Annotated in this window: 23 protein-coding genes, 1 rRNA gene and 1 pseudogene; 14 read left to right on the top strand and 11 right to left on the bottom strand. The window is 37.0% G+C overall.

Going from position 1 to position 26,607, the window contains the following annotated elements:
- Positions 1-72, bottom strand: a 16S ribosomal RNA gene (locus tag LVD51_RS13910); the annotation flags it as partial.
- Between the two features lie 376 nt (positions 73-448).
- Between LVD51_RS13910 and LVD51_RS13905 the strand changes: the two genes are divergently transcribed.
- Entirely contained in the window at positions 449-1,780 is a 1,332-nt protein-coding gene (locus LVD51_RS13905; RefSeq protein WP_236972002.1) for an MDR family MFS transporter, read from the top strand.
- Between the two features lie 15 nt (positions 1,781-1,795).
- Here the strand turns inward: LVD51_RS13905 and LVD51_RS13900 are convergent, their stop codons facing one another.
- A complete protein-coding gene (locus LVD51_RS13900; RefSeq protein WP_262912786.1) occupies positions 1,796-2,578 on the bottom strand; it encodes a class I SAM-dependent methyltransferase in 783 nt (260 codons plus the stop codon).
- 35 nt (positions 2,579-2,613) lie between these two features.
- On the opposite strand from LVD51_RS13900, the gene LVD51_RS13895 reads away from it, so the two are divergent.
- From LVD51_RS13895 to LVD51_RS13880, 4 genes are all read left to right on the top strand, one after another.
- On the top strand, positions 2,614-3,408 hold the full coding sequence (locus LVD51_RS13895; RefSeq protein ID WP_236972000.1) for a helix-turn-helix domain-containing protein: 795 nt from the start codon (positions 2,614-2,616) through the stop codon (positions 3,406-3,408).
- Between the two features lie 230 nt (positions 3,409-3,638).
- On the top strand, positions 3,639-4,463 hold the full coding sequence (locus LVD51_RS13890) for an SDR family oxidoreductase (protein WP_236971999.1): 825 nt from the start codon (positions 3,639-3,641) through the stop codon (positions 4,461-4,463).
- Between the two features lie 11 nt (positions 4,464-4,474).
- The gene (locus LVD51_RS13885) at positions 4,475-4,912 is read left to right on the top strand and encodes an SRPBCC domain-containing protein (protein ID WP_236971998.1); all 438 of its coding nucleotides are present in this window, start codon (positions 4,475-4,477) and stop codon (positions 4,910-4,912) included.
- A gap of 17 nt (positions 4,913-4,929) precedes the next feature.
- On the top strand, positions 4,930-5,838 hold the full coding sequence (locus LVD51_RS13880) for a helix-turn-helix domain-containing protein (RefSeq protein WP_236971997.1): 909 nt from the start codon (positions 4,930-4,932) through the stop codon (positions 5,836-5,838).
- Positions 5,839-5,913: 75 nt separating this feature from the next.
- Here the strand turns inward: LVD51_RS13880 and LVD51_RS13875 are convergent, their stop codons facing one another.
- Together LVD51_RS13875 and LVD51_RS13870 are read right to left on the bottom strand one after the other, a co-directional pair.
- On the bottom strand, positions 5,914-6,333 hold the full coding sequence (locus LVD51_RS13875; RefSeq protein WP_236971996.1) for an SLC5/6 family protein: 420 nt from the start codon (positions 6,331-6,333) through the stop codon (positions 5,914-5,916).
- Positions 6,334-6,535: 202 nt separating this feature from the next.
- Positions 6,536-7,564: a hypothetical protein gene (locus tag LVD51_RS13870; RefSeq protein WP_236971995.1), complete on the bottom strand. Its 1,029-nt coding sequence runs from the start codon at positions 7,562-7,564 to the stop codon at positions 6,536-6,538.
- A 725-nt stretch (positions 7,565-8,289) separates the two neighbouring features.
- Here LVD51_RS13870 and LVD51_RS13865 point away from each other — a divergent pair.
- Positions 8,290-9,063, top strand: coding sequence for a DUF2071 domain-containing protein (locus LVD51_RS13865; protein WP_236971994.1), 774 nt, complete (start codon positions 8,290-8,292; stop codon positions 9,061-9,063).
- Positions 9,064-9,146: 83 nt separating this feature from the next.
- Here the strand turns inward: LVD51_RS13865 and LVD51_RS13860 are convergent, their stop codons facing one another.
- On the bottom strand, positions 9,147-9,512 hold the full coding sequence (locus LVD51_RS13860) for a winged helix-turn-helix transcriptional regulator (RefSeq protein ID WP_236971993.1): 366 nt from the start codon (positions 9,510-9,512) through the stop codon (positions 9,147-9,149).
- 226 nt (positions 9,513-9,738) lie between these two features.
- On the opposite strand from LVD51_RS13860, the gene nfsB reads away from it, so the two are divergent.
- The 4 genes and pseudogenes from nfsB to LVD51_RS13840 all read left to right on the top strand — a co-directional run bounded on the left by nfsB (position 9,739) and on the right by LVD51_RS13840 (position 12,516).
- A complete protein-coding gene (gene nfsB / locus LVD51_RS13855) occupies positions 9,739-10,395 on the top strand; it encodes an oxygen-insensitive NAD(P)H nitroreductase (protein WP_236971992.1) in 657 nt (218 codons plus the stop codon).
- Between the two features lie 658 nt (positions 10,396-11,053).
- Complete coding sequence (locus LVD51_RS13850) at positions 11,054-11,668, top strand: MarC family protein (RefSeq protein WP_236971991.1); 615 nt, start codon at positions 11,054-11,056, stop codon at positions 11,666-11,668.
- Positions 11,669-11,723: 55 nt separating this feature from the next.
- Positions 11,724-12,031, top strand: a pseudogene (locus LVD51_RS20225) (MarC family protein); the annotation flags it as partial.
- 92 nt (positions 12,032-12,123) lie between these two features.
- The gene (locus tag LVD51_RS13840) at positions 12,124-12,516 is read left to right on the top strand and encodes a YidH family protein (protein ID WP_236971989.1); all 393 of its coding nucleotides are present in this window, start codon (positions 12,124-12,126) and stop codon (positions 12,514-12,516) included.
- A 169-nt stretch (positions 12,517-12,685) separates the two neighbouring features.
- Here the strand turns inward: LVD51_RS13840 and LVD51_RS13835 are convergent, their stop codons facing one another.
- From LVD51_RS13835 to rpsA, 4 genes are all read right to left on the bottom strand, one after another.
- Positions 12,686-14,071, bottom strand: a complete 1,386-nt coding sequence (locus tag LVD51_RS13835) for an NAD(P)(+) transhydrogenase (Re/Si-specific) subunit beta (protein ID WP_236971988.1) — start codon at positions 14,069-14,071, stop codon at positions 12,686-12,688.
- Positions 14,072-14,074: 3 nt separating this feature from the next.
- Entirely contained in the window at positions 14,075-14,386 is a 312-nt protein-coding gene (locus LVD51_RS13830; RefSeq protein WP_236971987.1) for an NAD(P) transhydrogenase subunit alpha, read from the bottom strand.
- A 10-nt stretch (positions 14,387-14,396) separates the two neighbouring features.
- The gene (locus LVD51_RS13825) at positions 14,397-15,449 is read right to left on the bottom strand and encodes an NAD(P) transhydrogenase subunit alpha (RefSeq protein ID WP_236971986.1); all 1,053 of its coding nucleotides are present in this window, start codon (positions 15,447-15,449) and stop codon (positions 14,397-14,399) included.
- Between the two features lie 474 nt (positions 15,450-15,923).
- Entirely contained in the window at positions 15,924-17,933 is a 2,010-nt protein-coding gene (gene rpsA, locus LVD51_RS13820) for a 30S ribosomal protein S1 (RefSeq protein ID WP_236971985.1), read from the bottom strand.
- Between the two features lie 341 nt (positions 17,934-18,274).
- On the opposite strand from rpsA, the gene LVD51_RS13815 reads away from it, so the two are divergent.
- Positions 18,275-19,372 (top strand): CNNM domain-containing protein, encoded by a 1,098-nt coding sequence (locus LVD51_RS13815; protein ID WP_236971984.1) that lies wholly within the window; start codon positions 18,275-18,277, stop codon positions 19,370-19,372.
- Positions 19,373-19,563: 191 nt separating this feature from the next.
- Here LVD51_RS13815 and rpoN read toward each other — a convergent pair whose 3' ends face one another.
- Both rpoN and LVD51_RS13805 read right to left on the bottom strand, forming a co-directional pair.
- A complete protein-coding gene (gene rpoN, locus LVD51_RS13810; RefSeq protein ID WP_262912785.1) occupies positions 19,564-21,045 on the bottom strand; it encodes an RNA polymerase factor sigma-54 in 1,482 nt (493 codons plus the stop codon).
- A 560-nt stretch (positions 21,046-21,605) separates the two neighbouring features.
- The gene (locus LVD51_RS13805; protein ID WP_236971982.1) at positions 21,606-22,052 is read right to left on the bottom strand and encodes a hypothetical protein; all 447 of its coding nucleotides are present in this window, start codon (positions 22,050-22,052) and stop codon (positions 21,606-21,608) included.
- A gap of 203 nt (positions 22,053-22,255) precedes the next feature.
- Between LVD51_RS13805 and LVD51_RS13800 the strand changes: the two genes are divergently transcribed.
- The 3 genes from LVD51_RS13800 to galE all read left to right on the top strand — a co-directional run bounded on the left by LVD51_RS13800 (position 22,256) and on the right by galE (position 26,598).
- On the top strand, positions 22,256-24,583 hold the full coding sequence (locus LVD51_RS13800; RefSeq protein ID WP_236971981.1) for a TonB-dependent receptor: 2,328 nt from the start codon (positions 22,256-22,258) through the stop codon (positions 24,581-24,583).
- A gap of 7 nt (positions 24,584-24,590) precedes the next feature.
- Positions 24,591-25,439 carry a DUF4249 domain-containing protein gene (locus LVD51_RS13795; RefSeq protein WP_236971980.1) on the top strand — a complete coding sequence of 283 codons (849 nt, stop codon included), beginning with the start codon at positions 24,591-24,593 and terminating at the stop codon, positions 25,437-25,439.
- Positions 25,440-25,578: 139 nt separating this feature from the next.
- Positions 25,579-26,598 (top strand): UDP-glucose 4-epimerase GalE, encoded by a 1,020-nt coding sequence (gene galE / locus LVD51_RS13790; protein WP_236971979.1) that lies wholly within the window; start codon positions 25,579-25,581, stop codon positions 26,596-26,598.
- Positions 26,599-26,607: the final 9 nt, after the last annotated feature.

Genomic DNA, 26,607 nt, shown 5'->3' with positions numbered 1-26,607 from the left:
TTACCGTTCGACTTGCATGTATTAAGCCTCCCGCTAGCGTTCATCCTGAGCCAGGATCAAACTCTCCATTGTATTTAGTTTGTTATCCTAGCTGAATCTAGCTTTAATTTCTTCCTTCCTTTTCAAAGAACTCTTTTATTTCTTTCCCTTCGTTCAAAATTAATTTTTGATTTTCACTGTGTGATCATCGTAATTTCGTTCGATGGGATTGCAAATATAGGACCTTTATTTGAACTAGCAAACTTATTTTCACTTTTATCACGTTTTTTTTCAAAAAACACCTCTATTTCCCCTTCAAAAACAAGATTTACCAACCCTATACAATTGAATATCAATATTTTATAATTCGACAATTATTTTGAAAAAAAATTAAAGTTTTTTTCCATCTTTTTAATTCTTTCCCATTCTATTGACTTCAAACCCCTTTTTTCCCTATTTTTCATCCAATATGAAGAAGACCGATAAAACAAAAACAGTAGTTGGACTTACTTTGGGAGTTTTCCTCGCTGCATTGGAAAGCACTGTAGTCGCAACAGCCATGCCTGAAGTCATCGACGACCTCGGAGGCAATCATTTATACTCCCTCCCCTTTTCTGTATACCTACTTACTTCTACCGTATCCAATCCCATTTGGGGAAAACTCAGCGATGTATTCAACCGAAAGAATATTTATATAATAGGTATTATCCTATTCTTAACCGGCAGCTTTTTAAGTGGGCTAAGTCAATCTATGCATATGCTTATTGCCATGAGAGTAATTCAAGGCCTAGGTGCTGGATGCATGACTCCACTAACCTTTATTATCAATGCGGAATTGTTTTCAGTAGAAAAAAGAGCCAAGGTCCAAGGTTATATGAGTGCTGTATGGGGACTGGCTGGTTTATTCGGCCCTCTTCTTGGTGGCCTCATCGTGGATTGGCTGGATTGGAGATATGTATTCTACCTCAATCTCCCCTTTGGCTTACTGGCCTGGTATATGGTTCATCGATATTTTCACGAGGACATAGAAAGTCACCCTCAGATCCAAATCGACTATATCGGAAGTCTAGTCTTTATCACCGGTGTCTCGGTATTGGTTTACGGACTAGAACTCCAAATCTGGTCTTTGGCCGGATTGGGCATCTTACTCACCTTTGTCAGCTATTTGATTCAAAAACGACAATCCTCCCCCATTCTTCCAATTAAAAGTATGCAACAGAAAATACCCAGCACGGTATTAATCCTTAATTTCTTGGCCGGCATGGCCTTCTTCGGCATATTGGCTTTTCTTCCCTTATATGTCCAGTCCGTGGCCAACCGAGGAGCCACAGCCGCAGGACTCGTACTTACTCCCATGGTAGTGGGTTGGACATTGACCAATATCATCGGGGGACGAATCATCCATCGAACCAGTTTAATAGGACTCATCCATATTGGTTTCAGCATTCTCATCATAGGATTTGGTGGATTTCTCTACTATTACAATGCCGACATTATATACCTATCCATCTGTGGCTTTATGGTCGGCTGTGGCATGGGATTTGCCATGTTAGGTACCATATTGAGCATGCAGGAATATTCTGCAAGAGAAGAACTGGGCTCTTCTACCTCTGGAGTATTATTTGCCAGAACCATTGGTGGATCCATCGGAGTATCTATTCTTTCTGCAATTATAGGAAAACGACTCCTGGGATCCAATCTCGAACTCCAAGATGGTTTTCAAGATGCCTATACAACCTGCCTAGTCATAGTCTCCTTGGCCCTATTATTGTCATTGAGATTGAAAAGAATAGAAACCTAATACAATAATTAAACGCTACTCTTTACGACCTATAAAAATGTGAATTGGATAATTTAAATACACTTCACCGTTGATTTCGACTGGCTCTATTCCAATCTTATCTGCGCCAATGTCGCGGATGATCATGTCCTTCAATGCCGACTCATCCTGGGGAAAAGAAGCATTCAATTGTTCTCTTAGAGAAATCGTCATTATAAAATGACTGTGTTGAATTCGAGACAAGGATGCCGATTGAAACATATCATGCAATGCTTCCACCGATAATGCAGCCACGTGTGAAGAATCTCTATTCTTCTCCATCACATTGTACAAGTCCAATTTGGAATGAGGTAGTGCAACATCGACCACCATCACTACTCCATTGGGCTTACAGACCCTCATCATTTCTTCAAATACCAATTGAGGATTTATAAAATGATGAAATCCAAACCTAGACATTACCATCGAAAAATGTTGATCTGGGAAAGGAAGGTCATTGACATCTCCTATTATCCAATTAATATTTGTCAATTGCTGACTAGATTGAAGTCTCTTCGCTTCTTCCAACATTTGTTCTGTGATATCCAATCCGGTCACATATTGTGCATGGTGGGCAAATGCACAGGACAATAAACCCGATCCACAAGCTATATCCAAAACATGGTCTTGTTTAGAAACCCCAGACCGTTTAATCAATTCATCCAATCCATCAGAATGTGATGGGATCTTAGTATATTCTTTAGCTTGCTGGGAAAACTGTCTTATAATGTTTTGATTGTGCGATTCTCTATTCATAACTTTTCTTTTTACAAATTTCATCAAAAGAATTTCGTCACAATACCTATATTTAGACAATGAATAATGATTTCAAGACAAATATAACCGTAAACTTAGGATTTGAATTAGACCTCAATCGTCCTATTACTACATACACAGAATCAATTCAAGACGCCAAATGCGCTCATTCTCATTCTCATCCCAGAGGTCAGGTCATTGCCTGTCGAGGAGGGATAATGAAAGTAGTTACTCCAAATCAAATCTGGATAATTAATCCTTCTCAATGTATTTGGTTGGCGAGCAATGTCCAACATCAAGTCTTTTTTCCCGATCGCGTAATGGTTATTTCTGCTTTTATTCATCCTTCAAGACTTAATGGATTGCCCACCTCCAGCTTTGCTTTTGACTCTTCTGAATTCTTTTGGTCTCTACTCAACAAAATCAATAGTTTTTCCAATCCCCAACATTTCACAAAACAACAATTAAACATCGTCGATGTATTTCTAGATGAACTGGCCACTATAGAAGCAAGCCCGACATTTTTGCCCACCAGTAATCATGAAAAAATCAATACCATTACCCATTCCTTAATGGCCAATTACAGCAGCAATAAAAATATAGAACATTATGCTCAGCTCATCTGTGTAAGTTCTCGAACCCTATCGCGTCTGTTTAAAAAAGAATTGGGAATGAGTTTTGGAGAATGGAAAATTCGACTCAAAATGTTGGAAGCGATTAAGCAATTGGGTGAAAACAAATCCATCAAAGAAATTGCCTATGATTTGGGTTATGACAACAGTAGTTCATTTATAGCCACCTTTAAACATCATACGGGAAAAACACCTGGCACCTATATCCAACAATCTCAATGAGACGACCGCCATCCACAGTCTTCACAATATTATACTGAGAATCGTTGACACATTTTACATTTCTGCTATCATTATCCTCATTGAGAATCGAGAACCCTAGGTCTAATACGAATTTCCTACATATTAATATATGTAGCCATCTGCATTTTGTATCCAAGCTTCTGCAAAATGAATACAGATCACCTGTCATTTGAATATAGTTTTACATTATAAATTTAAAATACAAATAAATGAGTAAGACAATTTTAATTACAGGAGCTGGTTCCGGCTTTGGAAAAGGAACGGCCATTGGATTGGCCAAGAAAGGACATAATGTAATCGCTGGAGTACAAGTGGAACCACAAAAGACCTATTTATTGGAAGAAGCCCAAAAGGAAGGAGTAAATTTAGAAGTCATTGTACTCGACATCACCAATGCCAACGATCGGCAAGCAGCATTCCAATATCAAATCGATGTATTGATGAGCAATGCTGGGGTAATGGAAACAGGACCAGTAGCTGAAATCCCCATGGAGAATGTGTACAAAAACTACGAAGTAAATGTATTTGCCCCCATTGCATTGGCTCAAGGATTTTTACCACAAATGGTCGAGCGAGGCTCAGGCAAGGTAATCTTCACCTCATCTATGGGTGGATTGATCACCGTACCCTTTGGTGCTATTTACACTTCCACCAAACATGCCTTAGAAGGACTGGCCGAAGGGCTGAAAGACGAACTCATGGGCACAGGAGTAGAAATATGCACCGTTAATCCTGGCGTATTTGGTACTGGATTCAACGACAGAGGAGCTGAAACCATGATGAAATGGTTTAATCCCGAAAAATCCTTATCCAAATTGGAAACCATTCAAGCCATTTTTGAATCTGGAGGTTTGGACAATCAACTCCATCCTCAACCGATGATCGATGCCATGATAAGAGTAGCGGAAGAAGACAACTCACTATTTAGAAATGTAATTCCAGAAGAAATCATCCCTTGGATCAAAGCCACTCAAGAACGCACATGGTCCATTAGAAAGAATGATACCGTATCCCTTGATCCCAATTCATTGTAAATCCTAGAAAAATGAGACAAAACCTACGTACATCTATTGTTATAGATGCTCAACCAGAACAAGTATGGGAAGTATTGACTAACTTTAATACTCTTAAAGACTGGAGCTCTTCCTTTATCGGACTAAAAGGAGATTTTAAAAAAGACGGCCAGATTGAGGTCGTCTTTAAATCCCCTTTTGGAGGATCGATGAATCTTAAAAAACAGCTTATTGTATTTGACCCGGGAAGGTCATTTGGTTGGACTGGAGTATTTATGCTGGGAATGAAGGACTACCACACCTATAAGATAAAACCTGCTGCTAATGGAAAAACAGAACTAATTCAAGAAGATGGACTCAACGGTGGAGCAAGTTTTCTACTCGGTTCTATCCTTGAAAAAACCATGAAAAAAGATTATGAAAAATTCAATCTCGAACTCAAAACCTATATTGAATCCAATAATTCCTAAAGCGATATATTTAAGTTATGAAGAACGACATTATTAGTATCTCTTCCATCGCGGAAGCCCATCGTCTGTTTGGATTGCCAAAACCCAAACATCCATTGATTTCTGTTTTTCGTCATGGAGATCTAGTCATCGAAGAGGAATATATCTATCAGCGGTTTATCATGGATTTATATTTAATCTCACTCAAGGTAAATCAACAGAATGTATTGAAATATGGTCGAAACACCTATGATTTTCAAGAAGGCACCATAGTCTTTATGGCGCCAAATCAGATTTTCTCCTCCAGCTCCAACGATTATACATACTGTGATGAAGAATGGAACATCATTTTTCATCCCGACTTTTTGCACAAAACCCATTTGAGCGAACTTATAGTACAACTGGATTATTTCGATTATGAATCCAACGAAGCCCTGCATCTATCCGACGAAGAAAAACATTCTTTATCCGACTTTGTCTTAAAGATTGAAAGAGAGTACAACCAAAATATAGATAAACATACCCACGAATTAATCGCCATTAATTTGGAGTCCATTCTCAAATACTGTCAGCGCTATTACGCTAGACAATTTATAACTAGAAGTTATGCCCATCAAGATTATGTAATACAGTTTGAACGATATTTAAAAGACTATTTTTCCGGTAATTTAATAGACAAAGGATTGCCTTCTGTATCACAATGTGGGAGAGCATTGAATATGTCGTCCCATTACTTAAGCGATCTGTTAAAAGCTGAAACAGGCAAAAGTGCAAAAGAACATATAGATCTCCATATTGTAAACAAAGCCAAGTCTATCTTATTGCAGTCTAGTCAATCCATTAGTGAAGTAGCCTATGAACTGGGATTTGAATACCCAAATCATTTTAGCAAGCTGTTTAAATCTAAAACCGGTTATAGTCCTAGCGATTTTAGAAAATTGAATTAATTGAAGTATCATAATATTCTTATGATTACCTCCCACGCAATGCCTTGGTCACTTTTGTTATTCTTGTATTCCTATTTATTTTTCATGATTTAAGAAATATTGTCGATTCAATAAACTAAAAATCCAAGCGGATACCGCGCCCACAACCAAAGCAATAGGCATAATGGTAAGGATACTTAATTGAAATAGATAGAAGAAGGCAATCAAAATGGCAATAAAAAGCGAAAACAATCCCCCCAACAATGTACCTCTATCGGTGGCCTGGGGCACAAAGAGAGCCATAAAAAACAAAACAAATAATGGCGCCACAAAAAGATTGACCAATTTAATAACTATGTCCAATAAATTGCCTTCAATGAAGCCGACCAACATACTACAAATGGTAACGACGACATCTAATATTATTGAAATAATTTTAATAGTATGCAGTGAACCCTTGCTATTTAATAAATGAGGAAAATGACGTAAAAATGTTTGTATATACTGCTTTTTCAATCAACTATAATCTTCCCCTAATCTTCCACATTAATAGTTTATGAAAGATATTTGGATAATAAATGTTTAGCATAGGTCTTAATTTTGTCAAGATTCAAGTCTCCACTTTGATTAATAGACGTAAAAGCAGATACTACATATCAGCTTAAGTGATTGTATTTCATTAAAATATAATTAGTTGTTGATTTAAAAGATAAAGCCCCTAGTCCATTAAAGACTTATAAATGTCCTCTTGTTTAATCTTGGCGAGATAAATACTCGTTTTCCCCTCGTGTGACGAATAGTATGAAACCCATAATAATCCATCTCGCCATACAAATCCGGGATAACTCGTGTCTCCACCGCTAGGGAACTCAATCAACAGTTTTTTGTAACCGTGATAATCAGACAGAAAAATTCCTGTAGAAGCACCAGATTGCGCATAAAGTCTAGTCCCCAAAATAAGTTGGTCGGTATTGGGTAGAAATATAAAATTCGGCCCTCCTAATCTATGTTCAAGATTGACCCAAGTATACTCTTTATAGGGGTAATCACTTTTCAGCAATAAACCTTCCTTATCTTGTTCCTCCCTTCTCAAATAAATAAACATCTCATCGTTTTCAGAAAATCGAACAGTCGCCTCATTGGGTCGACCTGATACAAAGAGTTCAGATACATTGTCGTAGTGAATACCGTCGGTAGTCTTTACGACATATATTCGTTTGGCATCGTCAAACTGATAATTCACGGCATAGCCCAGGCCTTTGTGCCATGTTACTCTCCAAACCCAATCCATCGTAGATTTTATAGATTCGTCGACCACTATGGGCTTGGGATCAGTAAACTTAATGCCATCAGAAGAAAAAGATACATGAGGCAGTCGGCCATGTAGCGTATTCTGAGTATAATCAGATCCCCCAATAATCACCATCATTCGACCATCGGGCAAAATAGACATTTTGGGATCGCGTAAATCATATCCATCCGTCTTTAAATGAGCCACAGAAGCCCAACGCTTCCCATCTTCAGAACTCAATATTCTCACTGTTCCATCGACATCTTCTTTTCCCGGAACATGGCCACTACCCTCTCTAAAAGAACAATAGAATTTACCTTTGTAAAATAATAGATCGGTAAAAGCATTGTGATCTCCTTTATCCCAGATCTTTTGAATTTCCACATCTTTTAAATCGATTTGGGCTTGAAGGAGAAAGGGTAAAAAGAGAATAAAGGGAAGCAATAATTTTTTCATATTTTGGTTAATTTAAGTTCTACTTAATACCTGTCAAGTAGGCTACAAACTGAGTAAAGGGGAATTAATATTAATATTCCGAATTAAAATTGTTTTCAAACCACCTTAATTTTTCAAGAAGCCCTTCATTACTTATAAGGACTATCCGATCTAACCAAGACACATCAACGCTGATTTTCAAAGCAAATATCAGTTCTTCTTCAATCCCCAATTACTCTACTTACTTTCTAATCCTCCAAGGTGAAAATCCTGCTCCCTGACTCACTTAAATTACACTAGTCGATTCTGGTCCTATTATGCACTTGTGTCGACCCTCAATAATATTGAGTATTTTCAATCGACTTAAACTTTTCCTTCACAAGTTTTCTAACCACATTGTACTTATCGACAAAAAATTACTAAACAGAAAGACTGTTCTCGTCTTGTAAAGTCTCAGCATAGAAATACTGCAGCAATTTCTTGTACACCTTATCAACTAAGGTTATACTTTTTAATTATCCTTTCAATATTCACTACATATTCTACTTAATAACAAACTTATAATAATAATTTAAAACCAAAGATTTGACGAGATATATTTTTTATATTACAGAGAAAACACCAACAAAGACCCACAATAAGACCCAAAACACAAAACACCATATAGATTTACCCGACATTAAACAACAACTTCATACCATGACAAGTCCATAAAATCTATGAAAAAACTATCCTAAAACAATCATGTGGATTACCAAACAGCAACCCTTCATCGAATAGCCCACAAAGGCAGTCGATCCCTGATCGATGTTCACACCGAATTGCAACATTTAGCCATAATTACCTATCAAATTCCCGCTAACCGACTAATTGACAGGATTCCAAGATCATTTAAGCTCTGGACCTTCATGGAAGATGGGATAGAATATGGATTGATCAGTGCCGTAACATTTAAAATCACTAATTTTTCCTTCTACAAGATTTCCAAGTATCCAAAACTAAATTTTTTTCAGACCGACTTTAGAACCTATATTGTCAATGAAGCAAGTCATGCCATTTGGTTTTTTGGAACTACTTTGGGTTCCAATGCCTATTTGATCCCAAAATATCTATGGAAGATGCCTTGCCAATACGGCCATTACGATTTTCACTCCCCTATAGAAAATGGTGAATATCATATGAGATTTAGATCAAAACAAGGTCGGGGTCTGGTCCAAATTAAAGATACCAATAGAGAAATACATATCCACAAAGGATTTACTTCCCTTGAACAGCAAGCTCACATCCTTACTCATGCTGTGACAGGATATTATCCCATAAGCCAAGACATCATTGGCAGCTATGAAATATGGCATCCCAGAATGAAGGCGACAATAGGAATCGGTCAAGAATTGTATTTTGAATTTTTCGAAAAACTAAAGCTATTATCCAAAACAGAGATGAATCATCCCCACTCTATTCTCATGACACCTAAAATAAAATTCCGTGTTTTACTACCGCCGAACAAAACCGAATTTTAATCATTCACAATACTATTCTAGGAATTATCTTGAACTACCAATTCAATTTTTTGACATAAGATCTCAGAATTTAATGCAATCTTTTAACCGATTAAGCCTTTCTCTTCGGCAATCTTATTTCCCCATTCTGCAATAGAAATTAAGACAGGGCTTAAACTTTGCCCCATTTCAGTAAGAGAATATTCTACTTTTAAAGGTGGCTTTTTAGTATATACTTTTCGAAGTAATAATCCATCTTTTTCTAATTGCTTTAGCTGTAAACTCAATGTGCGTTCTGTAATGGTAGGTATCAATTTCCGCAATTCACTATATCGTTTCTTTCCACTAATCAAGTATATTAGAATTACACTCTTCCACTTACCTCCTATCAATTCCATAGCGAAACTAGTAGAACACATAAAAGCTTTGTCGTTATATTGAATTACGGGTCTTTTCTCTTGAACATCCATGGTTTACATTTTATTACAACACAAAATTAACATACTATATTAAATATCACAACTATATTTTTTATAGTTTATAATACAAAAATATAAACATCTAATATTCAGCGATTTAAACTAAATTATGTAAAAAATTTCATACTATACTTTATGACCGTTATTGCATATCCAATCGACTATATATATTTTTGCAGCTATATTTTTTATAGTACACTTACAATAAAACAGATTTATGAATCTTATTGATATTTTAAACAACCGTTACTCAGCAAAGGAATTTGATCCCAGTAAAAAAATCTCTGATGAGGATTTTGAGCAAGTAAAAGCCCTTTTGCGATTGAGTCCTTCGAGTGCCAATACTCAACCTTGGCATTTTATTATTGCCAATACTGAGACAGGAAAAGAGAGAATCGCAAAATCTACGGAAGGATTTTACATCTTCAACAAACCCAAAGTTCTGGACGCCTCCCACGTTATCGTATTTTGTGCTCGTACAGAGGCCAGTGAAGAATACATGAAGAAGTTATTAAATCAAGAAGACAAAGATGGAAGATTCGCCAAACCAGAATTTAAAGAACAGATGGACGGTGCAAGAAAAATCTTTACCAATTTTCACCGTTACGATTTTAAAGACCTCCAACATTGGATGGAAAAACAAGTATATTTAAATATGGGCTCACTACTACTCGGCGTTGCAGCTTTAGGTATAGATGCCGTTCCTATGGAAGGCATTGACAGTAAAGCCTTGGATGAGGAATTTGGATTAAGAGAACGAGGATTTACTGCTGTGGCTGTCGTTTCATTGGGTTACCGCAAAGAAAGCGATTTTAATGCATCTTTACCTAAATCGAGATTGTCTGAAAAAGAAGTTTTCACCGAACTGGTTTAATAATAGATCCACATTTATTTTAGACCGAATGAGTTTTATAATAGACCAATTCATCAGTCTAATACAAATAAACCATACGATATAAAGTATTGATAAACAGTAGGACTACAACAGTCAAATTAAGTCCTACTGTTTTATATTTTCATATTTATTGCCCCTATTTCCCCATAGTTTTAACGGTCATTGCCTCAAACAAATAACGACATTCACTTCCAAATAAAGGAAATTAGGTGGTAAAATAAATCCTATGCTAATACATAGATCACCCAAGTTATGTTAAAATTTAGTCGACCATTCTCGCTTTTATTCTTAGCTATTTCAGAAAAATAATTCAACCTTAGTAATCAACGCTTTTACTCTTCTATATTAAAAACTCAATACCAAGTAGATTATTAAATTTTACCAAGGTTTTGCTACCGACTACCTTTTCAATAAAATCTAATACAGGTTCTATATTAAAAGAAACCATGGAATACTCTTCAGGCATAATACAAAAAGATATTTTCTATAAAAATTTAAAAAATTACAAACATAAATATGGAAATAATTGTAATTATACTAGGAGTTTTTATATTATCAATTTGATAGTTAATAAAAGTGCATTTGCCTTGAAAAATCAAGGGAGAAAGGATAAATATTCAAGAACAAAACTCACTATATGAAAGAAATCATAACCACCATTTTATTTTTATTTGCCGTTCTAGATCCATTGGGTTCTGTACCTGTTTATTTAGAGGCAACCAAGCATTTCGATGAAAAATACAAACGCAAGGTCGCCATTAGAGCATCGGTCATAGCATTTGTGATTCTATTGATCTTTATTGTTGTGGGGCAATTAATTTTGGAGGGCATGGAAATATCTCTTGATGCCTTTCAAATTTCAGGTGGAGTGATATTATTTCTATTTGCCTTGACGATGATATTTGGAGAGGGCAAACCAGAGAATGAAAAAAATCGAATTACCGATTATAAGCATGTAGCCACATTTCCGATTGCCATTCCCTCGATTGCTTCCCCAGCAGCGATAATGGCTGTTGTCCTAATGACGAACAACAATTTATATACGATTCAACAACAAATAGTAACCACCTTCCTCGTTTTGATTGTGGTCGTTATCACCTGTATGTTGTTACTCATTGCCAACATGGTGCAAAACAGGATTGGCGAATATGGGATCACCGTGATTAGTAAAATAATGGGACTTATTCTTGCTTCCTATGCCATCCAGAGTATTTTAAGCGGATTGAGGGATTTTTTTACCGTTTTACACTAAAATTTTTCCATTTTTTAAGAAAAAATATTCTTTTTCTTTGGAAAGCAACCATCAAACCACCAATATTGATGAAGACATCGCCATTTCACCACTAGCCATCCCTATTCTTGCCGGTCCGGGCACCATTGTTACGGCAATGAAGTCACCGATGCCGACTATGTACATATTGGAATAGTTGTATTAATCTTCGGACTTATGTGTGTACTATCCTATATTATTTTCGGGCTTAGTGAGTTATTTGTAAAGAAAATTGGAAACAATGTAATTTCCGTCATTGGAAAAATAATGGGACTTATAATTGCCATAATTGGGACGAGTATGATTATTGAAGGCATTAAAATATCCTTTGATTTAGTAAAATAACAAGTTTTCCCATGGCAAAGTCATTGAATAGCATTGATAAAAATCATAGATTTATAGAAAATTAACCATTCCTAATAATCAATGATAAAGGTATGACGGAAAATAAAGATAAAAATGCAGGGGCAAGAACTAGGGAATACTTAGCCAATGAAAGAACTTTTCTCGCTTGGATACGAACCAGCATTGCACTTATGGGTTTTGGTTTTGTTATTGTAAAATTCACTTTCTTCCTTAGGGAAATATCCATGATCTTGGCAGCCAACACGGTATCTACTAATGGATACTCTGCAGCAGTTGGGGTAATCATGGTTGCTCTGGGAGTCATCATCGCAGTTTTAGCTTTTTTACAATATAAAAAATCAGAACGGTTATTGACATCAAACAGCTATGTCCCGTCCTCGCTACTTTCATTATTTATTACCTTAATTATACTAATCGGTGGACTGATATTGATATCTTATTTAATTTCCATGATTTCTTCGTAATCATTGATACATAACCTGGCAAAATAATTCGGACTAACAAATCTTAGAATAATATTCGAAATACAATGATTAGTATGGTAGATAAACATAAAATTTCGAATTCCATCAACGAAAAAAGAGGCCATCTAAATCATTAGACAGCCTCTTCTCTATATATAAGACTTGTATCTTAAAGATTTTCTTTCAACTCTGCTATGATTTCATTCAAAGATGCCTTGGCATCCCCAAAATACAACTTGGTTTTATCGTGATAGAACAATGGATTTTCAATACCACTATATCCAGCTCCACGACCACGCTTCATGACTATTACGTGTTTGGCATCCAATGCATTGAGGATAGGCATACCGTATATAGGACTACCTGGATCATCATTTGCTGAAGGATTGACAACGTCATTGGCTCCAATAATCAAAACCACATCGGTATTTTTCAAAGCGGCATTGGCATCGTCCAAATCGAGTAATTTTTCATATGGCACATCGGCTTCAGCCAACAATACATTCATATGACCTGGCATTCTTCCCGCGACTGGGTGAATGGCGTATTTAACAGATACATCTACTCCACCGAGTAAATCATCCATTTCTTTAACAATTTTTTGAGCTTGAGATACTGCCAAACCATATCCTGGAATCACCAATACATTTTTGGAATACTGCATCAATATGGCTGCATCCGGCTTGGTAATTTCCTTCATGACTTGATCGGTTCCGTTGGAACTCGCTCCCGAACCTGCTGTAAATTTCCCTGCCAATATAACATTCCACAATGATCTATTCATGGCTTGACACATCATTAGGGTAAGGATGGTACCCGATGCTCCCACCAATATACCACCGATTAACATCGCTTTGTTTCCATAGATTCCTCCTGCTGCCGCTGCACTCAATCCGGTAAGGGAATTCAACAAAGAAATGACTACTGGCATATCTGCACCTCCAATAGGAAATACAAAAAACACACCATAAAACAAACTCAACGCCAACATTACCCATAGCGGCCAACCAATACCATTGGTTCCAGTAGCTATTAAAATTCCCAAGCCAAACATAATAACCAACAACAATAAGTTTAAAGCATTGTGACCAGGTACGACCCATTGTTTTCTGAGTTTACCTTCCAATTTCAAGTAAGCCAAAATACTACCTGTAAAAGAAATAGCTCCAATCAACAAAGCCAACACACTAATAAACTTAGAACTAAATGGTGTTTGAGCATTAATATTTAGCAATTCAACAATACCTATAACGGTAGCACTCGCACCCCCCAAACCATTGAACATGGCTACCAATTGAGGCATGGCCGTCATTTTCACTTTTTGTGCCAACGGAAGTCCAATGGCTGAACCTATAAACATCGACATAACGATCCACAAGTAATTATTGTCACCTAGGGGCAAGGGCTGAATCAAAGACCCCAGCAATCCCAACAACATACCAATCAAGGAAATCACATTACCCTGTTTGGCCGTTTTGGGTGAACGCATCATGCGAATGCCATATGCAAAAGCAAACACCGCAATCATATATAATATAGACACTAAACTTTCCATCTGTTATTTTTTCTCTTTTTTAAACATTTTCAACATTCTGTCTGTCACTGCATATCCTCCTACGATGTTGATCACACCGAGAATGATAGCCAAACTACCCAATACCAATTGTACATAATTGTCAGCTGCAGCCGATCGAATTAAGATGATTCCTCCTAGAGTAACCACTCCACTGATGGCATTGGTCCCCGACATAAGAGGGGTATGTAATACGGTAGGGACACGAGATATTAATTCAAATCCCAAGAAAATAGCCATTAGGAGAATATATATCTCGAGTAAATTTGAATTTACAAATTGACCTATTTGTTCCATAATTTATAATTTAAGAGATGGTAGCAGATTTAATGATTTCGTCTTCCATATTTAAGACAATATCCTGCTCTTTAATGATTAATTCTAAATAGTTAAACACATTATTGGCATACAATTCACTGGCTGTCAAAGGCATGGTGTCGCTTAAATTGGAATTACCGATAATGGTTACACCGTGTTTGACCACAGTGGCATTATTCTCTGTAAAGACGGTATTTCCTCCTGTAGAAGCGGCCAAATCTACAATAACAGATCCAGGTTTCATGGATTCGATAATGGCTTGGCTAATAATTTTGGGAGCTGGTCTACCTCGCAATTGTGCTGTGGTTATAATGACATCGGCATCACCGGCTCGTTTTGCTAAAACTTCTTGTTGTTTCTGTTTGTATTCTTCGGTTTGTTCAACGGCATATCCCCCACTGGATGACTCATCCCTAGCTCCTTCGACTTCGACAAACTTACCACCCAAACTTTCGACCTCTTCCTTCACAGCGGTTCTGGTATCGAATGCTTCAATAATTGCGCCTAGTCTTTTGGCCGTCGCTACAGCCTGTAATCCAGCCACACCTGCTCCGACAACCAAGACCTTGGCTGGTCGGATACTACCTGCAGCAGTGATCATCATTGGAAAATACTGAGGCAGTTGATTAGCAGCCTCCAAGACCGCTTTATAACCTGCAATAGAAGCCATACTCGACAGTACATCCATAGATTGGGCACGACTGATTCTAGGAATCATATCCATACTCATGGCCACAAGATCTAGTGATTTCAGCTTTTCCTCAACCTCGGGAAAGTTAAAGGGTTGAAATTCACCCAACCAATATTTGGCCTTTGTTTGGACATCTTGATATCCAATGCTCAATAACACATCACTCTGTTCCAAAATAGTGGCTTTGTCAACATAGTAATCTGTACCTCCAAATAGCGTCAATTCCCATTGAACTACTTCTTCTGGTCGCTCGATTAGAACTTCAAACCCTAGACCAGCAAGTTTTCCAATAACTTTCTTGCTCATGGGGAGAATTTCTCGATCAGTTGTTCTTAATACTCCTAGTTTCATTTATTATAATTAATTGTGAATTACGCCACATATATAATGATTAATTTTGAAAATTGTAAACATTACCTTAAGGAAAGTGGAATAAATTTACAATACCGAACACAAATTAGTATATCAATCAACATATAAACCACCTATATTAAATATTGCAAAACCAAATAATCATTGACATTTAATACTGACAAACAAGACATTAATAAATATTTCTTTGAGGCAATATCTCCACAACAAAAACCAAATAAAAATATGTTACCACAGTCATTATCAATGGATTATGAAAGAGCATGTTTGAATAATCACATAATTGACCTCATCTACATTCACAAGAAGAAATAAGCATAACTTATTGTTATTCAATCCATTATAAAAGAAAAAACATTAATATATACTAAAAGATAGAAAACAAAAAAACCCTGGCACTTGTCATAAAAGTACCAGGGTTTAAAAAAATTTATCTCGAAAAATAGACGAAGTCTACTCTTCTTCTTCTTTAGATTCAGCAGCAGGCGCAGCCGGTGCAGAATCTTCACCTGTCAATTGATCTCTCAATGCAGCCAAGTCACTCAAATCACCAAGGGTCGTTCTCTCAATCTTACCTTGTTGAGATTTAATGGAAGATCTTGTTTCCATTCTCTCTTGACGTTTTTCATTTCTCACTTTAGCATCGGCTTCTTTTTGGATATCTTCCAAATATCGAAGGTGAGATACTAAAATACGTTTGTCATCTCTATTGAATTCCAATACTTTGAAGGTCATTGCTTCATCAACTTGCCCCATTGTACCATCTTCTTTTCTGATGTGTTTGATTGGTGCAAAAGCTTCCAATCCATAAGGCAATTGTACGATGGCACCTCTATCGTCTACTTTTACGATGGTTGCTTCATGGTAGGAACCTACAGGGAATACTTTCTCGAAGGTATCCCATGGATTTTCTTCGATTTGTTTGTGTCCTAAAGTAAGTTTTCTATCATTTTTGTCGATTTCCAAGATCACGATTTCCAAATCTTCCCCTACCTTAGTATACTCAGATGGGTGAGAGAATCTCTTAGTCCAAGACAAATCAGAAATGTGAACCATTCCACCAATACCTTCGTCTAATTCAACAAATACGCCATAAGGAGTTAAGTTTTTCACTTCACCACTATGTCTTGAACCAACAGGGAACAATTCTTCAATTTTATCCCATGGATCTTGAGAAAGTTGTTTTAAACTTAGAGACATTTTTCTTTCTTCTCTATCGATAGTTACAACGATAGATTCAAAGTCTTGTCCCAATTTGAAAAACTCTCTAGCATTCACAGGTTGATTGCTCCAGCTTACTTCAGAAACGTGGATCAAACCTTCAACACCTGGAGTGATTTCCAAGAATGCACCATAATCTTCAATGTTAACAATGCTTCCGCTAACTTTGCTTCCTTCTTTGATCTCAGCATCCAATACATCCCATGGATGTGCTTGCAATTGCTTAAGACCTAGGGAGATACGTTTTTTATTGTCGTCAAAATCAAGAACAACAACATTTATTTTCTGGTTCAATTCCAATACCTCACTTGGGTGATTGATTCTACCCCATGAAATATCTGTGATATACAATAATCCATCGATACCACCCAAGTCCATAAAGGCACCGAAATCGGTGATGTTTTTCACCACACCTTCCAATACTTGACCTTTTTCCAAACTTTGGATGATTTGATCTCTTTGTTCTGCAAGATCACTTTCGATCAAGGCTTTATGAGAAACAACGGCGTTTTTGATAGCTTCATTAATCTTCACTACCTTAAACTCCATAGTTTTTCCAACATATGAATCATAATCTATAATAGGCTTGATGTCGATTTGCGAACCAGGTAAGAAGGTTTCCAAACCAGATACATCTACAATTAAACCACCTTTAGTCTTACTTACTACATTACCTTTGATGATGGTATCGTTGTGGTAACTATCTTTCAAGGCATCCCATGTTTTCAACAATCGAGCTTTTCTTCTCGACAATTGCAACTGGCCGTTTTCATCTTCTTTGCGCTCTACGTACACATCTACGATGTCACCATCTTTCAAGTCGTCGTAATCTCTAAACTCAGATAGAGATACCACACCATTGGATTTGTAATTGATGTCTAAGATTACATCACCATCTCTTACTTTGGTAACTGTACCTTTTACAACTTCATTTTCGTTGATATCTGTAAAGGTCTCATCGTAATCGTTCAACAATTTAGCAAACTCATCCGTAGTATAAGTATGAGTTTGGGTTTTTGAAATAGTCCAGTCAAAATCATCATGAGCAACTACAACCTCTGGAGCTGGGGCTTCTTCAACGACCTCTTTCACTGCTTCTACAGCTTCTTGAGCTACTTCTTCAACTTTTTCTGCTGCTTCTTTCACTGCTTCACCAGCATCACTTGCTGCCTCTTGGGCTGCTTTAATTGGATTTTCAGAAGGCAAATTTGCTTCTTCTGATACGTTTTTTTCTTCAGACATATGAAGAATTGTGTTTGTATTCCATTCTCTTTCATTGAATTATGAGGATGGAAGTGGTTAAATAAATTTAGGAGTGCAAAAGTACGAATTTTTAATCAATTAAAAAAGATTAATCCCTATTATTCAATGAAATGTATCAATAAATATCAAAGAGAGAATTACTGAATCTACTATTTGCTTTAAATTACAAATATTTTCAGTATAAATCCGGCTCAAACCGTCCATTTTTCAACAATTCAGAATAAAATTCATATCCAAAATAAAAGCTATCTTAGTGGAAGAACGAAACTGTGTTATCTTTGTAAAACAAAATTGTTCATAAATCATTACAATTATCACCTATGATACTGTTAATAGTATTTTTTCTGGCTTCAATTCTCTTTTCATTTCTATGCTCATTATGGGAAGCCACTCTTCTAAGTATTACACCTTCATTTGTAGAAATACAAAAGCAAAAAAATACTTGGTTTGGCAAAAAGCTCTACGAATACAAGAGCAATGTAGATATGCCATTGTCAGCAATATTGACTTTAAACACTATCGCACATACCATGGGTGCCATCGGAGTTGGAGTCCAATCTTCAAAAATATGGGGCAGTACAAATGTAGAGTTTGCAGGCATTCATACCAATGTCGAAGGGATAGTAGCTGCAGTTATGACACTGTGTATTCTCATACTCTCAGAAATTATACCCAAAACCTTGGGGGCAAGTTATTGGAAGAGTTTAAGTGGATTTACCGTACAATCTCTCAATGTCATAATTATTTTATTATACCCATTGGTATGGCTCAGTCAATGGCTGACTCGCTTACTTAAAAAGGACAAAGAATTAAGTGTCCTAAGTAGAACCGATTTATCAGCTATGGCAGATATGACAGCCAAAGAAGGGGTGATTCAAGAAAGCGAATACAAGATTATTAAAAATCTTCTTCACTTTAAAAAAATAAAGGCGGAGGATATTATGACGCCGAGGACAGTGGTCAAAGCTGCAAAAGAGGACACAACCATCGCTGATTTCCACAACGACAATCCCCATTTGCAGTTCTCTAGAGTCCCTATCTATGCTAAAAACAGAGATGAAGTCACTGGTTTTTTCTTAAAAGACCTGCTGCTTTCTAAGATGATACACCAAGAGGGCAATTTGACCCTTAAAGAAATAAGTCGTCCAATTCTCACTATATCACATGACTTAGCTGTGCCTCAAATATTTGAAGAAATGATGGCAAAACGAGAACATATTGTATTGGTCCACGATCAATATGGTGGCATGGCCGGCATCGTCACTATGGAGGATATTATGGAAACCCTTTTGGGCTTGGAAATTGTAGATGAACTCGATGACACCGTCGACATGCAAGGTTTAGCCAGAAAAAAATGGGAAGAACGCGCTCGAAAAATTGGATTAATTTTAGAAGAGAAAAACTCAACTAATCATTAATACAGTTTGTTAGCTCGGGCAAACCCACTAGGAGCACATGACTAAATGCCTATCGAATTACGGTGCGGTCACGCCTTAACGTAGAGACATGACTGAATGAAGTTGTCTGGAGGACAACTTCATTCAGTCACGCCACGACACAGCGGAGAATAGAATAAGCGAGCAAACTCGCTAAAGGGTTTCAACAACCACTATAGTTCTTTTCGCAATCGAGCTACCGGAATACTGAGTTGTTCTCTGTACTTGGCAATAGTTCGTCTGGCAATCTCATATCCTTTGTCAATTAATTTTTGACGCAATTTTTCATCACTAAATGGACGTTTCTTATCCTCTCCCTCAATGATGTCGGCCAATATTTTCTTAACCTCCAAAGTCGATACCTCCTCCCCTTCACTATTTTGAATGGATTCAGAGAAAAAATCTCGCAACTTTTTAGTACCAAACTCGGTCTGCACAAACTTACTATTGGCAACCCGACTGATGGTTGATACATCTAACCCAGTCATTTCAGCAATATCTCGCAAAATCATCGGTTTGAGCAAACGCTGATCATTGTGCAAAAAGAAATCGTACTGAAACTGCATTATAGCGTACATGGTTCGATACATGGTATCCCGACGCTTAGAGATGGCATCTATAAACCACTTGGCAGAATCTATTTTTTGTTTGATAAAAAGCGCTGCTTCTTTGTCTTCACTTTTGACCGTCCCCACTTGCTTGCGCTTCTTATAAGTGGTAAGCATAGCTCTATACTGATCGCTTATGCGCAAATCAGGGGCGTTCTTTGAATTCAAGGAAAGCTCCAATTCTCCGTTATTATTATTGATGATAAAATCGGGAATTATATAATGAGAATCCCTCTTCCTATCCAAAGAATAACCACTGGCTGGTTTGGGATTCAATTTCAATATCTCTTCAAAAGCATCTTTGAGTTGATCTTCCGTAATATCAAGTGAAGACAATAATTTCGAAAAATGCTTTTTGGAAAATTTATCGAAATGCTTATTTAATATTTCATAGGCGAGAACCATCCTAGAATTGGTCTCCCCTTTTTTCATTTTTTGTCGCAATTGAATCTCCAAACACTCTTGCAAGTCTCTTGCAGCTATCCCAGGAGGATCAAAATTATGAATTTGACTCAAAACCCGATCCACATCTTCTGGAGTGGTAATAATGTTTTGGGTAAACATTAAATCATCAACCAACGCATCGACCTCCCTTCTCAAATATCCATCTTGATCGATACTACCCAATATTTGCAATGCAATCGCATAGTCATCGTCGCGCTTTAGGGACACCATCCCCAATTGTTTTTCCAAATGATCGTGAAGGCTGTTGATTACCTCAATGGGTTTTTGATTATCCTCTTCTTGATCTGGTGATTTATTTTGGTTCCTGTATATCGTGGGATCATCTTCCTCATATTCCTTGATATAATCATCAACTTCAAATTCGGTTCGATCATCGTTTTCCTTTGACTCATAGTCATTGTCTTCTTCAAACTCCTTTTCCTCCACCGTGGTCACTCCTTCTTCTAGAGCAGGATTATTTTCCAGTTCTTCTTTAATTCGCTGCTCCAAGGCCACAGTAGGAATTTGCAACAATTTCATTAACTGAATTTGTTGCGGAGAAAGTTTCTGCGACATCTTTTGGCTCAAGCTCTGTCTTAACATAGATTCATTTGTTTACTACTGCAATAATATCAAAAATAAAACACATTACAATTATTTATAATGTATATTTTCAATATTTAACCCTCATTTTTTTCTACTTCCTTGGTAATCTTCGCATTCCCTCGTCGATTAATTTTACCACAGACCGACGAGATCTCTCCATTCACATCCTGTGAATATTCTCCTCTATTGATTTACATTCAACGTCGTAAATGACAAATCATTTTTACCATATAAAAATTAATAATATAAACCCCAGAATAGTCCTAGATGTTTTAAAATAAATTTGGATTAGGATTTGGGCATTATCGTATAATGTGGTTAATTTGCAGCAAATTGTTTAACAGTTATGGATCATATAGAAAATCAAGGTAAAAAAGGACGTTTTTTAATGTGGGTAATAATTATTTTTGTTTTGCTTATCCTATTATTGACTTGGATATACAGAATGAATATGAACGGTGTGCCCGTTTAATATAGCACTATAGATTATCTTTTAGGCTATATTCCTCTAAGCTTCGTCATCTGTAAATTCAGTTGGTTTAGATGTACCAACAAAACTATTTTTCAAAGTGAATCACCAGTTTGCCTGTTCGCTGGGCTACCTCGTAAGTAAATTTACGTTTGGTCAACCATGAAATATAGCCGTAATACCCAAACACATCTTGGCGAATAGGATCATAAAAATGCATATTGAGGTAAAATTCAACATCTGAATCCCCAGTATGATAGTCGTAGCCTTCTTCAGCGACTACTTCCCAGCTTCCTTCGTATTCTATATTCTCTTCATAATCATAGTAATACACCGTATAATCTGGTAAAAACTCAAACCAATCCGATCTGTATTCACGACTGATATTGTCCTTAAACAAATCTCCATATTCTTTAAAAGTAGCTTTATCGATTTGCCATAAACCAATGATCTTATCTTCTTTATTTTCAATCCGGTCTTCAATAGAACAACCTACAAAAACAGACAAACACAGTATATAAATTCCTATTTTCATAACATTTTGATTTAATATAAGCAATTAAGGAAAAATGTATGGCTTCACCTCTTTGATTAGATTAATTTTAACTATTTATCGACCAATGTGTTTACCACAATTTCATATCAATCTTCGTCGATAAACAGAAGACATTCTCACGAAAAACCATGGGTTATTCTTTCAATTTATTTTATTACTTTGTATAAGGCAAAAAAAGTATTGTGGTAATTAGAATCATTGGCTTTATCTTGATATTCTGTACTTCATCTCTTCTACTTGCACAATCCAATGACACCATTCAAGGAGTCGTCGTTTCGTGGGAAGATGGACATCCCCTATCCGATGTATCGGTATCTCACCTATTAAGTGACCGAGGCACAACTACGGACAGCTTAGGTCGATTTGTTCTCGAAATCCCTCGTCATGACATCATTGCATTACAATTTAATTTTTTGGGATTTAGCGAAGTCAATATCACCTTAGATAAGGAAGATCTATATCATGACATAGTGGTTGAAATGTATAAGACTGGGATCGAAATAACCCCCATTGTCATAAGTGCCAACACCAATGCAGAAACCGAAATATCAAATGCTGGGAGTATTGAACATCTAACCACCGAAGATTCCAAATATGTACCCATCTTGTTTGGTGAATCTGACTTATTTAAAACCATCCAGTTGAAACCGGGAATTTCATCGGGTTCAGAAGGCAGTTCCAATTTATTTGTTCGCGGTGGCAACGGAGACCAAAATCTCATCCTTTTAGATGGAGCCACCATTTACAATCCCAGTCATTTGTTTGGTTTCTTTAGTACTTTTTATTCCGATGCCCTATCTTCCGTTTCCGTACACAAAGGTGGGTTTCCCGCTGAATATGGAGGTCGACTTTCCTCTGTTATCAATGTAAAATCTAAGCAAATCCAAAACGATAGCCTTCACCTGACTGGAGGACTTGGCCTAATCAGCTCTAGATTGGCCATAAGTGGTCCAATAACCAAAGGGAAAACCCATTTTTTAATAAGTGGAAGGCGAACCTATATCGATTTATTCACAAAACCAGTCAATAAAAAAAGAGCAGACAATGATGAATTATCGCCCATACCCCTATATTTCTTCTATGATATCAATGCCAAATTAAGTCATAAATGGTCGGAATCCAACCAAGTCGCCCTCACCTTTTACAATGGCTCTGACCGATTGGAATACGACAATGAGTTATTTAATTTCCAGTTTAAATGGCGAAATTTGGCCGCCATCCTCAATTGGAATTACAAAATATCGGACCAAATTCAAACAGAATTTTACACCACCTTCACCAATTATCAATACGACATTGCCAATAATTTGGATGATTTCAAGTTTGACATCGGTTCCCATATCAATGATTACAAAACCAGCGGTCATATCGAATATCATCTCTCTAACCACAGATTGCAGTTGGGAATGGATTGGATTTATCGCCAATTTAGTTTAGGACAAATTCAAGCGGGCAGTACAGATGGGGAAATTCAGTTTGAAGGAGGTAGTTCTCCAAGCGGTCATGAATATGGTATTTATTTGAAAGATGAATTTTCTTGGACGCCCCATTTCAACTTAAAATACGGTATAAGATACAGCGGATACCTTCAATCATCAGGAAGCTATCACAATCTAGAACCTAGAATAGCCCTCAATTATCGCGGATTAGACAATTGGTCATTTACAGCATCATATGCAAAAATGAGTCAATATATTCACTTATTGTCCAATAGCGGACTGTCATTGCCCACAGATTTATGGCATCCTTCCACAGCCAGTATTGAACCACAACAATCTCATCAATGGGCAATAGGTCTAAACTACAAAATGGGCAAGGGCATTTCATTTCGTCAAGAAAATTACTATAAGACTCTATCCGGCCAAATAGAAGTCAAAGATCATCAACAGATTTTGACCAATGAGGACATAGGCTCTTCATTGACATTTGGTCGAGGCTATGCCTACGGCAGTGAATGGAGCATCGAAAAAGAACAAGGCAAACTAACAGGATGGATAGGATATTCATTGGCCTGGGTCAAAAGAGGTGAATTCAGCGATATCGACAATGGCAGTTATTTTCCTCCCCGCCACGACAGACGTCACGACTTATCCACTGTGGCCAACCTAGCTGTAAATAAAAAATGGTCGGTGAGTGCAACATTCATTTTTGGTTCGGGCGATAAAGCTTGGCTGCCCTCTGGTCGATTTTCATTGCAAGATATAGATGGAATCAATTCTCAAGCCGTAGTACCTATTTACGGCCAAAGAAATTCAGTAAGTCTACCCTCATATCATCGGCTCGATCTATCCATCCATCGACATTTTAAAGCGAGTTGGGGGAATCACGATCTATCACTAAGCATTTACAATGTTTACAACCGACGAAATCCATACTTTATATATCTGGATACTACAACCAAACCACTGATCGCAGAACAAGAGATCATTGATTTACCCATTAAGGTAGAGGCCAAACAAGTATCCTTGTTCCCGATTATCCCCAGTCTTTCTTGGAATTTTGAATTTTAATAATCTTATGATGAAACAACAACACCTCATATTCATCCTATTCGTCATATTTAGTTGCAGTCTAGAAAAAGAAATTGAAATTGATCTTCCCGATTTTGAAAATGGCTATGTCGTAGAAGCCTATTTACAACCCAACCAATCCTTTGAGATGTTGATTACTCGAACCTACCCATTCTATGAGGTATTTGACAGCAATTTATTTAAGGTTGAAAACATCAATGAGCTCTTGGTAAACAATGTAGAGGGCATATTAAAAGTAAATGGAACATCCTACGTTATCGACAATAAACTAATCTTTAAACCAGACAATTTTGTAATACATAACTATACAACATCCAATAACATAACTTTCAAAGAAGGCGATACCATATCTATAGAACTGACATTTGAAGATGGAACAGAGATTGAAGCCCACACCTATATTCCTTCAATTACCCCAATCGATAGTGTTGTCCTTATTTGCAATGAAGAAAACATCGGCAGGGAATTGACCTATATCACTACAGACTCAACCAGTGTACAATATTACCGACGAATCATTGGCAAACGCAATGAATCTAAAACCTATACTTTTCAGGACTTTCCATTCGACAATGACTTATCCGATGGTGGAAAAATGGTATTCGGATCTGGTTATGATTATTATCCAAAGGACACCCTCTACAGTAGAATCATTCATATAACGGAAGACTATTATCTTTTTCTGCAAAGTGTAAATGGCAATATCTCAGCCAATATCCAACCTCTTTCCCAACCGGGGAAGATATATTCCAATGTCAATGGATCGGATAAGGTAACCGGGATATTCACTGGACTGGCCAAATCCGAGGTCGTAAAAATCATTTCAGAAAAATAAATCATACCAGATCACTGCGCAATAAATTATGAATTCATAGTGCACAATCTATCCTAAAATACCATTTTATAGTATCTTTCAATCTTGAAATCACAGGGAAGAAAATTAATAACTCTAACAACAAACATAATAATTGAAGATGAAAAAAATATTGGTTACAGGAGGATGTGGGTACATTGGAAGTCATACGATAGTGGATTTAATTGAATCTGGTTTCGATGTATTCTCCATCGACAATTTCAGTAATTCATCTGCAGTAAGCCTTGACCAAATCGAAGCCATAACAGGTAAAAAGATTAAGAATTACGAGATAGATCTCCGCAATCAGGCCGACCTATTCGATGTCATCGAAGGAGAAGGCCAAGTAGATGGCATCATCCATTTTGCAGCACTCAAAGCCGTCGGAGATTCAGTCTTCCAACCCAATTTATACTACGACAACAATCTCAATGGCTTGCTTAACATTTTGGAGGCGCAAAAGAAATACAATATCCCCTATCATATATTTTCGTCTTCATGTTCTGTCTACGGCAATGCCGATGAGTTGCCCGTAACCGAATCTACCCCTACAAAAGAAGCCGAATCACCCTATGCGCGAACCAAGCAAATCTGCGAGGACATCATCAAAGATTTCACGGTAGCTCACCAAGACTTCCAATTTGTAACTTTACGCTATTTTAATCCCGCTGGGGCACACGAATCTGGACTTATGGGGGAATCCCCCATCAACAAAGCGGCCAATTTGGTTCCGGTGATTACCGAAACAGCTTACGGCAAACGGGAATCGATGACTATATTTGGCGACGATTACGATACGAGGGACGGCAGCTGCCTTCGAGATTACATCCACGTCATGGATTTGGCACATGCCCATACACTGTGTTTGGAATTTCTTCTCAATAAAAAATCAGAAAAATCAATTGAATTATTCAATGTTGGCACTGGTTCTGGCGTTACTGTTCTGGAAGCCATTGAAGCTTTTGAAGCCTCAACAGGTAAAAAATTAAAATATTCCATAGGACCTCGACGCGAAGGAGATGTAATCGCCGTGTATGCCAACAAAAACAAAGCGGAAGAATTATTGGGTTGGCATCCAACCAGAGACATTTCCACGATTATGAAAACCGCTTGGGAATGGGAATTAAAACGAAATAAATAACATTCATCT

This window comes from Membranihabitans marinus (assembly GCF_021729155.1).
Classification (GTDB): domain Bacteria; phylum Bacteroidota; class Bacteroidia; order Chitinophagales; family Saprospiraceae; genus Membranihabitans; species Membranihabitans marinus.
This window is presented reverse-complemented; position numbering and strand designations above follow the sequence as displayed.

What these genes read in the sequence shown, in the direction of transcription:
- LVD51_RS13850 (WP_236971991.1), top strand. Translation starts at nt 11,054, where the DNA reads ATGAAAGAAATCATAACCACCATTTTATTTTTATTTGCCGTTCTAGAT.
- LVD51_RS13900 (WP_262912786.1), bottom strand. Translation starts at nt 2,578, where the DNA reads ATGAAATTTGTAAAAAGAAAAGTTATGAATAGAGAATCGCACAATCAA.
- LVD51_RS13835 (WP_236971988.1), bottom strand. Translation starts at nt 14,071, where the DNA reads ATGGAAAGTTTAGTGTCTATATTATATATGATTGCGGTGTTTGCTTTT.
- rpsA (WP_236971985.1), bottom strand. Translation starts at nt 17,933, where the DNA reads ATGTCTGAAGAAAAAAACGTATCAGAAGAAGCAAATTTGCCTTCTGAA.
- LVD51_RS13885 (WP_236971998.1), top strand. Translation starts at nt 4,475, where the DNA reads ATGAGACAAAACCTACGTACATCTATTGTTATAGATGCTCAACCAGAA.
- LVD51_RS13805 (WP_236971982.1), bottom strand. Translation starts at nt 22,052, where the DNA reads ATGAAAATAGGAATTTATATACTGTGTTTGTCTGTTTTTGTAGGTTGT.
- LVD51_RS13905 (WP_236972002.1), top strand. Translation starts at nt 449, where the DNA reads ATGAAGAAGACCGATAAAACAAAAACAGTAGTTGGACTTACTTTGGGA.
- nfsB (WP_236971992.1), top strand. Translation starts at nt 9,739, where the DNA reads ATGAATCTTATTGATATTTTAAACAACCGTTACTCAGCAAAGGAATTT.
- LVD51_RS13830 (WP_236971987.1), bottom strand. Translation starts at nt 14,386, where the DNA reads ATGGAACAAATAGGTCAATTTGTAAATTCAAATTTACTCGAGATATAT.
- LVD51_RS13895 (WP_236972000.1), top strand. Translation starts at nt 2,614, where the DNA reads ATGAATAATGATTTCAAGACAAATATAACCGTAAACTTAGGATTTGAA.
- LVD51_RS13890 (WP_236971999.1), top strand. Translation starts at nt 3,639, where the DNA reads ATGAGTAAGACAATTTTAATTACAGGAGCTGGTTCCGGCTTTGGAAAA.
- LVD51_RS13870 (WP_236971995.1), bottom strand. Translation starts at nt 7,564, where the DNA reads ATGAAAAAATTATTGCTTCCCTTTATTCTCTTTTTACCCTTTCTCCTT.
- galE (WP_236971979.1), top strand. Translation starts at nt 25,579, where the DNA reads ATGAAAAAAATATTGGTTACAGGAGGATGTGGGTACATTGGAAGTCAT.
- LVD51_RS13795 (WP_236971980.1), top strand. Translation starts at nt 24,591, where the DNA reads ATGATGAAACAACAACACCTCATATTCATCCTATTCGTCATATTTAGT.
- LVD51_RS13880 (WP_236971997.1), top strand. Translation starts at nt 4,930, where the DNA reads ATGAAGAACGACATTATTAGTATCTCTTCCATCGCGGAAGCCCATCGT.
- LVD51_RS13860 (WP_236971993.1), bottom strand. Translation starts at nt 9,512, where the DNA reads ATGGATGTTCAAGAGAAAAGACCCGTAATTCAATATAACGACAAAGCT.
- LVD51_RS13815 (WP_236971984.1), top strand. Translation starts at nt 18,275, where the DNA reads ATGATACTGTTAATAGTATTTTTTCTGGCTTCAATTCTCTTTTCATTT.
- LVD51_RS13840 (WP_236971989.1), top strand. Translation starts at nt 12,124, where the DNA reads ATGACGGAAAATAAAGATAAAAATGCAGGGGCAAGAACTAGGGAATAC.
- rpoN (WP_262912785.1), bottom strand. Translation starts at nt 21,045, where the DNA reads ATGTTAAGACAGAGCTTGAGCCAAAAGATGTCGCAGAAACTTTCTCCG.
- LVD51_RS13825 (WP_236971986.1), bottom strand. Translation starts at nt 15,449, where the DNA reads ATGAAACTAGGAGTATTAAGAACAACTGATCGAGAAATTCTCCCCATG.